Origin of the sequence: Sulfitobacter sp. M39, assembly GCF_021735935.1 — a bacterium.
GTDB lineage: Bacteria > Pseudomonadota > Alphaproteobacteria > Rhodobacterales > Rhodobacteraceae > Sulfitobacter.
Window position 1 is genome coordinate 2,571,097 of the sequence record NZ_WMDZ01000001.1, and the last position, 15,034, is coordinate 2,586,130.

Below are 15,034 nucleotides of genomic sequence, written 5' to 3' on the forward strand. Positions count from 1 at the left end.
GCGCCCCCTACCCAAACTGGCACCAAGCGTAAACCCTGCCGAAACCGCCTGCGCGGGAACCCGCACAGGAAAACAACATCTAGGCGATCAGCCGCGCAAAACTACCCGATCTTGTCCGCGATTGCGAGCTGTGCCGCCGCCAATCTGGCGACCGGAACACGGAAAGGTGAGCAAGAAACGTAGTCAAATCCCGCGTCACGGCAAAAAGCAATCGATTCGGGGTTGCCGCCGTGCTCTCCGCAGATCGACAAGGTAATCCCAGGTTGTGCATCCCGCCCCCGCGCGGCACCAAGCTGAAGCAACTCTCCGACGCCGTCACGGTCCAGCATATGGAAGGGATCTTCGGGGAAAACGCCCTGCTGCACGTAGGTCGACATGAACCGTCCCGCGTCATCGCGGCTCAACCCATAGGTCATCTGCGTCAGGTCGTTTGTCCCGAAGCTGAGGAAGGAACAATGGGGCGAAATCTCTCCGGCGCGCAGGGCGGCACGGGGCGTTTCGACCATCACGCCCAAACGGTAGGTAAAGCTCGCGCCGCGTTCGGATTTCACTGCCGTTGCGATCTTGTCGACGCTGGCCTTGATCAGCTCCACCTCGCGTTTGGCCGAAACAAGCGGGATCATGATCTCGGGCACCACGGGGTCGCCATCGCGGCTGGCTTCGATCGTGGCCTCGAAAATCGCGCGGGCTTGCATCTCGTAGATTTCGGGCACCGTCACGCCAAGACGCACGCCGCGCAGGCCGAGCATCGGGTTATATTCGGTCATCGCCTCGATCCGGCGGGTCACATTGGACAGCGGCAAATCCAGCGCCTCGGCCAGATCGCGTTGACCAGTGCGGGTCGAGGGCAGGAATTCGTGCAAGGGCGGATCGAACAGACGGATGCACACCGGCTGCCCCTGCATGATGCGGAAAAGCTGGATGAAATCATCGCGTTGCATTGGCAGCAACCGCTCAAGCACGGCGCGGCGGCCTTCGCTGGTGTCGGCAAAGATCATCTCGCGCATCACGGTCAGGCGGCTGGGGTCGAAGAACATATGCTCTGTCCGGCACAGCCCGATCCCCTGCGCGTCGAAATTGCGTGCGGTTTGCGCGTCGGCCGGAGTGTCGGCATTAGCACGTATCCCGATGTCGGCAGCGTCTTCGGCCCAGGACATGAGCTTTTGGAAGGTCGCATCCAGCAGCGGCTCAAGCATATCCGCGGCCCCGCACAGCACCTCTCCCGAGGTGCCGTCGAGGGTGATTTCATCGCCTGCCTTGAACATCCGCCCGTCAGGGGCCGTGATCACCCCCTTGACCAGATCGAACCGCATCGACGACGCACCGACGACGCAGGGCAAGCCCATGCCCCGCCCGATCACCGCGGCGTGGCTGGTGATGCCACCGCGTTCGGTCAGCACGGCTTGGGCAGCATGCATCCCGCGAATATCCTCGGGCGAGGTTTCGCGGCGCACCAGAATACATTTCTCGCCCCGTGCGGCACTGGCTTGCGCGTCATTCGCATTGAACACGATCCGGCCGGTGGCGGCACCGGGGCTGGCGGCAATGCCGCGCCCGATCACATCGCGTTTCACCCGTGGGTCAACCTGCCGGTGCAACAGCTCTGTCAGGGTGCGGGGCTGGACACGCATCAGCGCCTCTTCGCGGGGGATGATCCCTTCGTCCGCCAGCGCCACCGCGATCCGCACCGCCGCCCGCGAGGACCGCGACACGCGCACGCCATCAAGGATAAACAACTCTCCGTCAGAGATGACGAATTCCACCTGCATCTCGGCGCGCAACCGCACCCGCATCAGCGCCGCGTGCTGTTTGAGCATCTCGAAGGCTTCGGGGGCGTGTTCCTCAAGCGACGGGCCGCGTGGATCGCGCGTCAGGTAAAGCGCATCGGCCGTGTCCTGCAAGGCGTCGCGCCCCTGCGACTGGCTCAGGTACCGCCCGGTAATCTGCGGCAGGCCGGTGGTGCTGTCCACCAGCTGCAACACGCCCGATCCGCAAATCCCCGTACCCACTCCGAATACCATCTGCTGCACAATCAGGCCCAGCCCTGCATCCGCAGGAGCCCCCTTGGCCTGCCGCAACAGCCGCGCCGAGGTGCCCTCCCACGCCCGCGCCATGGAACTAAGCACTGCGGTCAACTGGGTCACCCGGTCCTGAGGGAAGCTTTCTTCGGTCTCAAGCTCGTAGGCGCGCAGGGATTGCAGCAGCGCCTCGCGCCCGTCGCCTTCGACGTCGTCGAACATATCGGGATCCAGCCGCGCCACATTGACGGCATAGGATTGCACGAAACGGGTATAAAGCGCCGATGCGGGCCCCTCGCCCATGCGTTCGCAATAGTCGGCATAGCGGTCATCGTTCATGCCGATGTTCATCACCGCCCCCGGCCCGCCCCAATCCGGGTCCTGGCTAGAGGGGCGCACGCATAGCAACGCGTCTTGGGGGAATTCATCGGCGACCGCTTGCAGATCGGGGATCTGCCCCTGCGCAATCTCGAGCACGACATCAAAGGGCAGCGCCACGGTGCGCGGCACCGGCAGATCAAGACGGACCAGACGTTGCAGACATTTCGCACGCCCCCCATGCGTATCATTCGCGATGGGGGCGGTTTGGGTCACAAGGGTTGTCATGGCGGTTTTCTGCACTGCGGCACCTTTTGGTTCCTGCGCAGCATAGGCTTTCGCCGTGGTGTGGCAAGGCGTGATCGCCTTGCCCACGTGTCGGGTCTGCTGCGTTACCCGTCGATTTTCGTCAGATCCGCGACCGAGCTACAGATCGTGCGGATACGGCTGAGCAGGTTCAACCGGTTGCGCCGGACTGTTGCGTTGTCAGAGTTCACCTGCACCGCGTCAAAGAAGGCATCAATCGGCCCGCGCAAGGACGCCATCGCGGACATGGCTGTGCCGAAATCCTGTGCCTCCATCGCCGGTTTGATCTGCGCCTCTGCGGTATCAAGGGCGGCAAACAGGGCGCGCTCTTCTTCGGTCTCGGCAAACTTGATGTCCGCCCCGAAGGAGTATTCCACCCCATCCGCATCCTCGGCCTGGCTGAGAATATTGTTGGCGCGCTTGAACCCCTGAATCAGGTTTTCCCCGTCGTCGGTTTTCAACGTCTCGCTCAACGCCTTGGCGCGTTTGACCAGCAGGGTCAGGTCGTCGTTGCCCTCCATCGCAATGCAGGCGTCGATGATGTCATGACGGACGCCTTGGTCCTTGAGGTACACCTTGAGACGGTCGTGGAGGAAGGAGAGGAGGTCCACGGCTACATTGGTAGCGGTAAAAATTAGATTCTCATCTTCTACGTAAGTATTGAGATGTTTGCCATCCTCTTCAAATTCGACATCTTTCGACCAAGCAAGATGCTCAGTCTTAAGCAATTTTTGTAGGTGTTCTCTCGGCAAACGTAGAGAGGGAATTGGCTCGCCAGTAGTAGCATCGAATTCAAGTTCTTTAGCTTCGAAAGCGCTCCAGCTTTCTTCACTTAGCTTACCAGTCTGGTCGTCTACTTCATAGAAATCCATGTACAGCAGGTGTTTTGCATCTGCGTGAATCATAAGATTATTTGCGATACCCTCTACAAAAACATCTTGGCTTGAGATTTGGATTCCATTCTCAACCAAAATCCGAATAACGCCCAAGGCTGCGCGACGCAGCGCAAACGGGTCTTTGCTCCCCGTCGGTTTTTCGTCAATCGCCCAAAAGCCGGTCAGCTTGTCGATTTTCTCTGCCAGCGCCACGGCGATGGATACGGGCGCGGTTGGCACGTCGTCGGACGGCCCCAGCGGCGCATAATGGTCTTGGGCGGCGGCGGCGATGGCCTCGGACTTGCCGGCGGCTTTCGCGTAATAGCTGCCCATAAGGCCCTGAAGTTCGGGGAATTCATAGACCATTTCGGACGATAGATCGGCCTTGGCGAAACGTGCGGCGGCGCGAGCTTCATCGGCATCGGCCCCGACCATCGGGGCGAGTTCCCCAGCCAGTGCCTCCATGCGCGAGATCAGCTCGGCCTGTGTGCCCAGCTTGTTGTGGAAGGTCACGTTGGACAGGCGGTCCACCCAGGTCTGCATCCCGGCCTCCGACTGCGCGATGCGCAGATCGTTTTCCCAGAAGAATTTAGCGTCCGACAGACGTGCAGAGAGCACTTTTTCGTTCCCCGCCAGAATGGTCGCGCCATCGTCGGCGGTGGTGCGGTTGGCGACGGTGACAAAGCGTTCGATGCGGCCCGTCTTGGGGTTGCGCACGGAAAAGAACTTCTGGTGCTCTTTCATCGAGGTTTGCAGCACCTCGGGCGGCAGGCCAAGGAAATCTTCGCCAATCTGCCCCATCAGCACGACGGGCCATTCCACCAGTCCTGCGACCTCGGCCAGCAGGCCCGCATCCTCGACGACCTCAAGCCCGTTGGCAAAGGCCATATTGGTCGCGTCGTTCCAGATCGCATCACGCCGCTCTTCCGGGTCAAGCACGACAAAGGCGCGTTTCAGCTTGGCGCTGTAATCGTCAAAGCTGCTGACGGTGATTGTATCGGGGGCCAGAAAGCGGTGCCCGCGCGTGGTATCGCCTGCGGTAATCCCGTCGATGGTCAAGGGCACGGTCTGCGCGCCATCTTCAGCCGACAGGATACACAGGATCGAATGCAGCGGGCGCACCCACCGCAAGCTGCCACTGCCCCAACGCATGGATTTGGGCCATGGGAAATTGCGAACGGTGGTTTCCAGCACTTCTGCCACAATCTCGGCTGCGGGACGGCCCGGCTTGTTGATCATGGCAAACAGGATCTTGCCCTTGGGGGTGTCGCGCTCTTCCAGCTGGTCACGGGTCAGCCCCGCACCGCGCAGGAACCCTTCGATGGCTTTTTCCGGCGCGTCGGCCTTGGGGCCTTTGCGTTCCTCGACCAGCGACGGGCTGGCATCCAGCATCCCCTCGATCGTCAGGGTCAGACGACGCGGCGTCGAAAAGGCCGCGGCAGAGGCATAGGTCAGCCCCGCATCCACCAGACCGTTCGTCACCAGTTTCTTTAGATCATCCGCCGCGCGCGCCTGCATGCGGGCGGGGATTTCTTCCGAGAAAAGCTCTATCAGGAGGTCGGGCATGGGTTCGTACCTTTCGGGGCCGCGTGTCGCTTGGGTGCGGTTAAATATGTGTCGCGCAAACAGCGCTTATGTCAAAGGGCCGGTCGATCCGGGGCGGATCAGTCGGCGGGGCGTTGCGGGCAGGCTTCGCCCACCACGGTGCCATCATAGGATTTGTCGCCACAATCGTTCAGCTCGTGCCAGACATAGCCCCGCCCGTCCGAGCTGATCGCGACAATACGGTCAACGCCGAAATGCACGTTCTTCTGCCCCAGAAAGGTCAGCGCCGTGCCTGCCTCGATCTCTTCTGCGATGGCTTTGGCGTCGAAACAATCGAACCAGCCCGGTGCATTGCGCGGCGTGACCTCGTCGCTGACGACATAGGTTTCGGACAGCATAGCGAGGCTGAGCGAGGTGTCGAAACATGCGCGGTAGCGGATGGGCGAGCTGTCGGCGTCGATGGCGCGGAAATTGTCGGTCAGGATCGGCTCGGACGCATTGCTGGAGATCGACACCAGCGAGACACCGTCGTCCGGTGCCGGCGCTTCGTGATAATAGCCGTAGACCTGTAGATAATAAAGCGCGAGACCCGCAATGGCTGCTGCAACCAAGATGACGCCTCCTACAATTTTACCGTTCATGCCGCGTTTTCCGACCAACCGCCGGCCCGTGTCTGAACAAAGGCGTCAGCGCAGGCTTTGGCAAGGGTGCGCACCCGCCCGATATAGGCCTGACGCTCTGTCACCGAGATGACACCGCGTGCGTCCAGCAGGTTGAAGATGTGGCTCGCCTTGATGCATTGGTCATAGGCGGGGTGCGCCATCACGATGCGCTTGCCGGTCTTGGGGTCCACGGCGTCTTGCGCAAGGATCGCCTTGCACTCGTTCTCGGCCTCGACAAAGTGGTCCAGCAGCACGTCGGTATTGGCGACATCAAAGTTCCAGCGGGCGTATTCTTCCTCGGTCTGTTTGAACACGTCACCATAGGTCAGCGGGATCGGCGCGTCGGGGCTGTTAAAGGGCATGTCCATCACGTGATCGACGCCCAGAACATACATCGCCAGACGCTCAAGCCCGTAGGTCAACTCTCCCGATACAGGATGGCAATCGTGGCCGCCGACCTGCTGGAAATAGGTGAACTGCGACACTTCCATGCCGTCACACCAGACTTCCCAACCCAGTCCCCATGCGCCCAACGTGGGGCTTTCCCAGTCATCCTCGACAAAGCGGATGTCATGCAGCGCCATATCGATCCCGATCGCCTCTAGCGAGCCAAGGTAGAGCTCTTGCAGATTGGGCGGGCTGGGTTTGATCAGCGCCTGAAACTGGTAGTAATGCTGCAAACGGTTGGGGTTTTCCCCATAGCGCCCGTCGGTTGGGCGGCGCGAGGGCTGCACATAGGCGGCGGCCCAAGGGTTGGTGCCAAGCGCGCGCAGGGTCGTGGCCGGGTGGAACGTACCCGCACCGACTTCCATGTCGTAGGGCTGCAGGACCGCACAGCCCTGACGTGCCCAATAGGACTGTAGGGCGAGGATGATTTCCTGAAATGAACGGGGGCGCTGGACCGGGTCGGACATAAGATTTTGCCTTTGCTGCTGCGCGCCTTTCCTAAGGTGCTGTCGCGGTAGGGTCAATTGGCAGCTTTGTGATGATTTGCGCTGTCTCAAGCATGGTATTTTGCACAGGTTCCTGCTTATCTACTGCAAGTTTAAATCCTTGAGAGCACCCATACCTATGACGCGACTGTTTGCGGCCCTGATCGCCGCCTTGTTTATTGCCCCGTTTGCCTTTGCACAGTCTGCCGATGATGTGGTTTGGATACAGGTCGAAGCCCAGCCTAATCTGGCCGCGGCGACAGATCGCGCACGTGCCTATAGCGCCAACCTTGAGGATGTGAACGGCTTTGCCTTGGGCGGCAGTTGGTATGGAATCGCGGTCGGTCCCTATCGCCGTGATGACGCGGAACTGTTGTTGCGCCGCTACCGCCGGGACGGGGTGATTCCGCGCGACAGCTTTATCCAGCTTTCTGAACGGTTCCAGCAGCAGTTCTGGCCCGTGGGCGCGAACGTCCTGAACATTCCGCTGATCGCACCGGTTGATCCCGCAACCCCGACCGAGGCGCAGAGCGACGACGAGATTACGCAAACCACCCTGCCCCCCGCCAGCGAAGCGCTGGAGCAAGAGGACACCGCCACCGCAGAGGCAGAAACCACGCAAGTCCCTGTCCTGCCCGAACCACCACGTGACGAAACCCTGGCCGAAGCGCGCGCCAGCGAACGGGAGCTTGACCGCGAGGCGCGTGAACAGCTGCAGGTCGCGCTGAAGTGGGCAGGGTTTTACAATGCCTCTATCGACGGTGCCTTCGGGCGGGGGACGCGGGGGTCTATGGCCGATTGGCAAGCCGCCAACGGCTATGACACCACCGGCGTGCTGACAACGCTGCAACGCGCTGCCCTTCTGAAACAATATAATGCCGTGCTCGAAGGTCTGGGTCTGCAGCTTGTGCGCAACGCCGACGCCGGGATCGAGATGGTGATGCCCACCAAGATCGTTGGGTTTGACCGGTTCGAGCCCCCCTTCGCCCATTACAATGGCACCGGCGACATCGATGCCCGGGTTCTGCTGATCAGTCAGGCGGGCGATCAGGATACGCTCTTTGGTCTGTACGACATCATGCAGACCCTTGAAATCGTTCCCGAAGAAGGCCCGCGCGAGCGGAAGTCCGACAGTTTCGAACTGATCGGCGAGAACGGCCGTATCGTCAGCCAGACGCAGGTGTCGCTGGAGAATGGCGAGATCAAGGGCTTCACCCTCATCTGGCCCGCCGGGGACGAAGACCGCCGCCGCCGCGTGATTGCCGAGATGACAAAATCCTTTACCCGCCTGCCCGGTACGCTGGATGCCGCAGCCGGGGGTGGCGACCGTCAGGCTGTCGATCTGGTGTCGGGTCTGCAAATCCGGTCGCCGAAAATCTCGCGCTCGGGCTTCTTCATTGATGGGCGCGGTACTGTTGCGACCACATCCGAAGCGGTGCAAAGCTGTGGTCGTCTGACGCTGGACGACGAGACAGAGCTTGATGTGGTTGTTGATGATGCGGCCAGCGGGATCAGCTTGCTGAAACCCCGCACGGCCCTTTCTCCGCTGAATGTGGCAGCGTTCAACACCGTGCCCCCCCGTTTGCAGTCCGAAATCGCGGTTGCGGGTTTCCCCTATGAGGGCGTGCTTGGATCCGCGACGGTGACCTATGGCACGCTTGCCGATGTGCGGGGGCTCCAGGGCGAAGAGAACATCGCCCGCCTCGCGCTAGAAGCCCGCAGCGGTGACGCGGGTGGCCCGATTCTGGATCGTGACGGGCGCGTCTTGGGCATGCTGCTGCCCCGTGCCAATGGCGCGCGCGAACTGCCCGAAGATGTCGCCTTTGCGATTGAATCCAAGGTCATCGCAGAGCTTGCGCAAAATGCCGGTGTCACCGTTGATACCACGGGCAGCAGCACCACGATCAAACCGCAGGACCTGCGTGAAAAGGCCAAGGGCATGACCGTTCTGGTCAGCTGCTGGGAATAAAGAAAACCCCGATCTCCCGTTCAACGGGGGATCGGGGTCAGTCGTTTGAACCGCCCTTGATCAGGCTGCAGTTTGCGGCGTCGGGTAGATCAACTTTGGGCGGTCCACCCAAACCGCCTGCGCCAAGACTTTTGGAAGCTCATCTAGCGATGTTGGTGCTGCTGAATTGCTTGTGCAGACCGAAAATACCAAAGATCGGCCCAACGGGCGAGTTTGGGCTGCAACTCTCAAGCTCTCCAGAACTTGAATGTCAGAATGACGTAAACCGCCATAAGCTCTAGCCGCCCGACCAGCATCGCGGCAGTGAGAATCCATTTGGCCGTATCGTTGAGCGTGCTGAAATTACCTGCCGGCCCGATGATCTTGCCCAGGCCCGGCCCGATGTTCCCCAAGGCCGCCCCCGCCCCCGAGATCGAGGTCACGAAATCCAGCCCCGTCATGCTGAGCGCCACGGCCACCAGCCCCAATGTCAGCGTGAAGAACATAAAAAACGACATGACCGAGATCATGACATCGCCGCTGATCGGGCGACCGTCATAGCGCGGGGTAAAGATGCCGTGGGGCGACCGGATTCGCTGCAACTGCGCGCGGATTGACGCGAACAAAAGCTGATAGCGGAAGATTTTGATCGAACATGTGGTCGATCCCGCACAACCGCCGATCAGCCCCGTAAAAAAGAAAAGCGCGACCGGGAACGGCCCCCAGGTCATATAATCGACCGAGGCAAACCCCGTGCCAGAGATAATCGACGTAATGTTGAACAGCGCCTCGCGCAGGGATTGTTCCCAATGTTGTGGGAAGACCGACTGGACCGACACAAAGATCAGCCCGACCAGCACCGCAATCGTCAGCAAGAAACCCTTTACCTGCGGATCACGATGCAGCGCCAATGGATTGCCGTTCAGCAGTTGCACATAGCGCACGAAAGGCAGCGCCGCGAGTACCATGAAGATCGACGCCGCATATTCCGCATTGCCGCTAAAGGTACCAAAGGACGCGTCATAATTCGAAAACCCGCCCGTAGACACGGTGGTCAGCGCGTGGACGGTCGCGTCAAAAACGTTCATCCCCAAGGTCAGATAGGTCAGCGCGCAGGCGAAGGTCAGCCAGACATAAATGACCGAGATCTGGCTAGCGATCTGCCCGGCCCGCGGCAGGATTTTACCAAAGGTGTCAAAAGCTTCTGACTTGAAGATCTGCATACCACCGACGCGCAGTTCGGGCAGGAACACCATCGCCACAACAATGATACCAATGCCCCCCAGCCACTGCAGGATCGCACGCCACAGCAACAGCCCCTTGGGCAGATCATCAAGACCGGAGAAAACCGTCGATCCGGTGGTCGTCATACCCGACATGGCCTCGAACACCGCATCGACGAAACGCGCCTCTGTCGCGCCAAGCATGAATGGGAGCGCGCCGAAGAGCGGCAGCATCAGCCACACGGCCGTGGTCAGCAAGAAGGTTTGCTGGATCGTCAGCCCTTCCTTAACCCCATTGGCACAGGCCAGCGCGATCATGCTGCCACCCAATATGGTGATCAGCCCGGCCTCGACGAACACCGGCCAGTGGCCGCGCCCTTCGGCAATATCGACCAACATTGGCACGATCATCGCAATGCCAAGCACCGACACCAACAGGCCGATGACATATCCAACTGGGCGCAAATCCAACATCTGCGCAGCGTTGGCGCGGCGGCGCGCCGGTGTCAAGGACGCGCCCTACGGTAAAACGCAAAACGGCCCGGGCAAGACACACCCAGGCCGTCAATAATCAACCTGTGAACCGATCAGACGTAATATGTGTCGCGGAAAACATGGTGCACGATGTCATCACGTTTGATGCCCATCGCGGCCAGCTCTTCGTCGGTTTTGGACTGCAGGAATGCCACCTGACGCATCCGGCCCGAATTCGCACCCGCTGCGATCAAACCGTTCCAGATGGCAGCAAAGAACCCGCCGATGACGGCGAAGGGGGCTTTGATGGTGGGGACGTTGCTTTGCGAAATTGTGCTGTTGTAAGCCATAATAAACTCTCGATTTATCTTGGCATTTCTGCCGGTTACCTTGTTCTGCCTCTTAATATAACGAAGCAATCCCCAATGAGAACCGACGTTTCTGCATAGCAGCATCCCGAAGATGCCGCATCGCAGCATGGCTTTGCGCATGTTTCACGCAGGCATCACAAATCACCGCGCAATAAATGCGCAGAATGAAAACATGTCAGAGTAACTGCCCTAAAACCGTACTAACATCAGCCGACGTGAAACAGCGTGCTGAACAGTCTGGGGTCAATGCTTTGAGCCGCAAAGGTATCGCCCTGCGTCAGAACAGAGATTGCATCATGGCTGTGCAGGCTTTCTTGGTGGCTGGCCACAACGCGAAAATCACCCACCCGCGGTTCGGCTTGCAACTGCTCGCAGAACAGCCGCGCCGCGTCTTCCACAAAGATCGGATGCGCGGCGTTCAGCTCCGCAAACGCCTGTTCGTCCTCGCGTTTGACCATCACCTGCGTCTCTGTCGGCACCGCACGGCGCGCCGCGTCGATCAGGTCTTCGAACCACAGGCAGCTTTCCTCGCAGTTCACCTCGACCGAGATCCGCGCGACAGAGCGTTGCGAATGCGGCGTGGCAAGCTGCCCCCGTGTCGCACGGGCATGTTCGGACAGCTCCAGCGAACAGGGACAGGTAGAGGAATAGACGTAATCAAGGTGGATGATCTTCTTGCGCGCACCTTCGGCCTCGACCAGCTCAAGCGCGATGTCGTAATATTGGTACCCCGACAGCCCCGACCGTAAGCTGTCGATGCGCACCGGAAAAGAGAACCGCATCTGGATGCGGGCATCATAGCTTTCGAGGTCGGACTTATAATCATCCAGCGCAGCTTCCATCACCTCAAAGCTGAACACCTCATCCGCGTGTTTATAGAAACTGCGCATGATGCGGGACATGTTGATGCCCTTTTTATCCGCCTCAAGGCTGACCGATCCGGTGACCGATGTCTCGAGCGTCAGATCGCTGCCCTCGCGGGTGTGAAACCGCATGGGCAACCGAAAGTTCGATATCCCCACATGCTGGATCTGCTGTTTCGCACCACGGATCAGGCTCGACGGGCCGTTTTGCAGATCGGGCAGCGTGGCCTTGTAGTTATCTCCCACTGCAAAATCACTGGGATAATCGCGGCTGAACTGCGGGTAGCTTTCGGCGCTTTGCAGCAGACGGGCCAGCGATGGGTCCAGCGCATCCATCTCTGTCGCGCTGGCCTTGCGCGCCCAGGCCCGCAACGTATCAAGTGCGGCAACCGCGTCATCACGGTCCGGTATCACTGTCGCGGCGATATTCATAGCAAGACCCTTTCGCAAGTTGCCCCCTATATAGGCGATATCGGGGGCTTTACCAATGCTCCGTCCAGCCAAGCAGGCAAAGCCCCCAATAGATCACTTCAATGTGTCCAGCGCCTGACGGATGTCGGCGATCAGATCATCCACATCCTCAAGCCCCGCAGACAAGCGCACAAGACCCGGGCTGATCCCCAGCGTGGCTTTCTGGTCATCCGGCAAACGCTGGTGCGTGGTGGTCGCCGGATGGGTCGCGATGGATTTCGCATCGGCAAAGTTGTTCGAGATGGTGATAATCTCGAGCGCATTAAGGAATGCAAAACACGCTTCCTTGCCGCCCTTTACCTCTACCGCCAAGACGGTCCCCGCCGACGGCGCATGAGACGTGGCGAGCTCGTGCTGCGGATGGCTGGGGTGTGTGGGATAGCGCACGGCGCTCAGCTTGGGGTGCCCGTTCAGCGCATCTGCGATCTTATAGGCGGCATCCGCTTGGGCACGGACACGCAGGTCGATGGTTTCAAGCGCCTTGAGGTGGGTCCAGGCGGTAAACGGGTTCATCGCGCCGCCAGTGTGCTTCATATAGGCTTCGACGGGGCCGCGGATCAGTTCTTTGGGCCCGCAAATTGCCCCGCCCAGCATACGCCCCTGCCCGTCCACATGTTTCGTGGTCGAGATAATGGCGATATCCGCTCCACATTCCTTGGCATAGGAAAATACCGGCGTCGCCATCGCGTCATCCGCCAGCACCAGCGCGCCGACGGCATGGGCCGCTTTCACCACATGGCGCATGTCAACGACTTCCAGGGTGGGGTTCGAAATGCTTTCGAAGAAGACCATGGTCGTGTCAGGGCGAATGGCCGCATCCCACGCCGCGTTATCCGTACCGTCGATCAAGGTCACCTCGACCCCGAAACGCGCTAGGATATCCTCCAGCACATACAGGCACGACCCGAAAAGGGCGCGCGCGGCGACCACGTGATCGCCTGCTTTCAGCAGCGATGTCAGCGCCCCGCTGACCGCCGCCATCCCAGAGGTACAGGCGAAACAATCCTCATACCCCAAAAGGCCCGAGATCCGGTCCTCGAACATGCGCACCGTGGGGTTGCCATAGCGGGCATAGATAAACTCATCATCCCCCAGCGACTGGAACCGCGCCTCGGCCTGTTCGGCACTGTCATAGACAAAACCCTGTGTCAGGAACACGGCCTCGGACACTTCGTTATACTGGCTGCGGCGGGTGCCACTGTGAACAGCCTTGGTCCGTGGTTTCCAATCAACGCTCATTCTCTCATCCTTCCTGTCCCGCCGTGCAGCGGGCGTAAAAAAACCCCAGACGCGGTCAAGCGAAAGGGGGCTTTCATCCTGACCTTTTAGCGGAATTTGGCAGGTTTCTCTGCCCGTGGCCCGCAATCCGGTATCAAATCGCCACGTGTCATCTGCTACGCCCCTCGCCCGCTCGCGTCAACTACAACAGCAAGCCGCCTTCCAAATGGCCGTAAATCCCGGGGGTGCTGCCCCATACGGGGCAGCGGGGGCTGGCCCCCGTCCTAGCTTTCGTCTTTTTCCAAACCATAGGTCTGGAACAGCCGCCCTTGCGTCATGAAAAACACAAACACCGCCGCCGTCAGCCCGAATGTCTTGAAATACACCCAAGTCTCGGTGCTGGCAAAGCGCCAGATCAGCTCGTTCGCGAGCGCCAGACCGAAAAAGCACAGCATCAGCCGTTTGGTCAGGATCATCCAGCCGGCGTCATTCAGAGGCATCATCTCTTCCATCACGAACTTGAGATAGGATTGCCCCCGCGCCAGACCGATCGCCAGCAGCACTGCAAACAAAAGGTAGATGGCGGTCGGCTTCATTTTAAAGAACCTCTCGTCATTCAGCCAAACCGACAGCCCCCCGAACAGTGTCACCAGAATGACTGTGGCCACCTGCATGCGGCTGATCTTGCCTGTCAGCGCCCACAGCGCGCCTGTCGACAGGATCAACAGCGGTACAAAGGCCGCCGTCACCACGATAAAGCCGCTGTAGTCGGTGCCCCACAGGGTGAAGGTCTCGTCCTTGAAGCGCAGATAGGCGACAAAGAATATTAGCACCGGCCCGTATTCCAGCGCCGATTTGACGAAAGGGTTTATCTCGCGTGTCGTGCTCATCTTGCTCTCCAGTTATCCGCCCATTTCGACAATCACCGCGCCAAGCGCGATCAGCGCCATCAGGGCAATACGGCGCGGGCCTACGGTTTCTTTCAGCACCAACCATCCGATCAGCGCCGCAAACACGGTCGAGGTTTCACGCAGCACGGCAGCCTCGCCCACTTTGTCCAGTCGGGTCGCCAGCATGATCGAGCCAAAGCTGAAAAAGGCGACAAAACCACCCGCCACGCCGCGGGTCATCAACGGGCCAAGGTCGGGGCTATTTTCCATCCGCAGCCAGCGGCGCGCGGCAATCACGGGCATGACCAGCCCGTCGATCATGAAAAACCAAGCCAGAAAGGTAAAAGGGTTGTCCGTCGCGCGGATGCCATAGGCGTCGAACGTGGTATAAAGCGCCACGAAAAGCCCCGTCAGCACCGCTAGCCCGAGGGCCGCGTTCAGCGTATCGCGTTCGGACACGAGGTAGACAAAGTTATACAGCGCCAGCCCGAAGATGCCGGCCACCAGCACCGCAACGCCCAACCATTGCACGCCCGAAAAGCTCTCTCCAAAAATGAGGTAGGCACCGATCACGGTGAACAAGGGCCCCGTGCCGCGCACTACAGGGTAGACGACCGTATAGGCCCCCTTGGTGTAGGCCCATGCCTGCAGCAGCTTGTACACAATATGGATCGCCCAAGCCCCGGCAAAAATGACCCACATATGGGGCTCGGGCCAGGGCACGACAAACAGCGCAAAGGGAGCTGCCATCAGGCAATAGGAAAAGTCGATGGCTCCGCGGGTCAACCACGGATCATGCCGCCCTTTCTGAAGCGCGCCAAAAACGGCGTGCAAAAAGGCCGCAGCCAGCGCCAACCACAGCGCCGCTTGGTGACCGGCGGCTGTGCCTTCAATTTGGCTGATCCATTCGGTCATGTCGC

At 60.0% G+C, this 15,034-nt stretch carries 11 protein-coding genes; 1 reads left to right on the forward strand and 10 read right to left on the reverse strand.

Going from position 1 to position 15,034, the window contains the following annotated elements:
• Positions 1-101: 101 nt before the first annotated feature.
• From GLP43_RS12390 to GLP43_RS12405, 4 genes are all read right to left on the reverse strand, one after another.
• Entirely contained in the window at positions 102-2,624 is a 2,523-nt protein-coding gene (locus tag GLP43_RS12390; RefSeq protein ID WP_237279967.1) for a putative PEP-binding protein, read from the reverse strand.
• Positions 2,625-2,728: 104 nt separating this feature from the next.
• A complete protein-coding gene (glyS, locus tag GLP43_RS12395; protein WP_237279551.1) occupies positions 2,729-5,083 on the reverse strand; it encodes a glycine--tRNA ligase subunit beta in 2,355 nt (784 codons plus the stop codon).
• A 98-nt stretch (positions 5,084-5,181) separates the two neighbouring features.
• Complete coding sequence (locus tag GLP43_RS12400; RefSeq protein ID WP_237279552.1) at positions 5,182-5,703, reverse strand: DUF6446 family protein; 522 nt, start codon at positions 5,701-5,703, stop codon at positions 5,182-5,184.
• Complete coding sequence (locus GLP43_RS12405) at positions 5,700-6,638, reverse strand: glycine--tRNA ligase subunit alpha (protein ID WP_005854198.1); 939 nt, start codon at positions 6,636-6,638, stop codon at positions 5,700-5,702. The genes GLP43_RS12400 and GLP43_RS12405 overlap by 4 nt, the downstream gene beginning before the upstream one ends.
• A gap of 157 nt (positions 6,639-6,795) precedes the next feature.
• On the opposite strand from GLP43_RS12405, the gene GLP43_RS12410 reads away from it, so the two are divergent.
• Positions 6,796-8,625, forward strand: a complete 1,830-nt coding sequence (locus GLP43_RS12410) for a serine protease (protein ID WP_237279553.1) — start codon at positions 6,796-6,798, stop codon at positions 8,623-8,625.
• Positions 8,626-8,852: 227 nt separating this feature from the next.
• On the opposite strand, the gene GLP43_RS12415 is transcribed toward GLP43_RS12410, so the two are convergent.
• The 6 genes from GLP43_RS12415 to GLP43_RS12440 all read right to left on the reverse strand — a co-directional run bounded on the left by GLP43_RS12415 (position 8,853) and on the right by GLP43_RS12440 (position 15,029).
• Positions 8,853-10,301 carry a TrkH family potassium uptake protein gene (locus GLP43_RS12415; RefSeq protein ID WP_237279968.1) on the reverse strand — a complete coding sequence of 483 codons (1,449 nt, stop codon included), beginning with the start codon at positions 10,299-10,301 and terminating at the stop codon, positions 8,853-8,855.
• A 113-nt stretch (positions 10,302-10,414) separates the two neighbouring features.
• Positions 10,415-10,651, reverse strand: coding sequence for a hypothetical protein (locus tag GLP43_RS12420; RefSeq protein ID WP_237279554.1), 237 nt, complete (start codon positions 10,649-10,651; stop codon positions 10,415-10,417).
• A 227-nt stretch (positions 10,652-10,878) separates the two neighbouring features.
• Entirely contained in the window at positions 10,879-11,967 is a 1,089-nt protein-coding gene (gene folE2 / locus GLP43_RS12425) for a GTP cyclohydrolase FolE2 (RefSeq protein WP_237279555.1), read from the reverse strand.
• A gap of 93 nt (positions 11,968-12,060) precedes the next feature.
• Positions 12,061-13,245, reverse strand: a complete 1,185-nt coding sequence (locus tag GLP43_RS12430) for an aminotransferase class V-fold PLP-dependent enzyme (protein WP_237279556.1) — start codon at positions 13,243-13,245, stop codon at positions 12,061-12,063.
• A 263-nt stretch (positions 13,246-13,508) separates the two neighbouring features.
• On the reverse strand, positions 13,509-14,114 hold the full coding sequence (locus tag GLP43_RS12435; protein WP_005854205.1) for an inner membrane-spanning protein YciB: 606 nt from the start codon (positions 14,112-14,114) through the stop codon (positions 13,509-13,511).
• 12 nt (positions 14,115-14,126) lie between these two features.
• Entirely contained in the window at positions 14,127-15,029 is a 903-nt protein-coding gene (locus tag GLP43_RS12440; RefSeq protein ID WP_237279557.1) for a DMT family transporter, read from the reverse strand.
• Positions 15,030-15,034 lie beyond the last annotated feature (5 nt).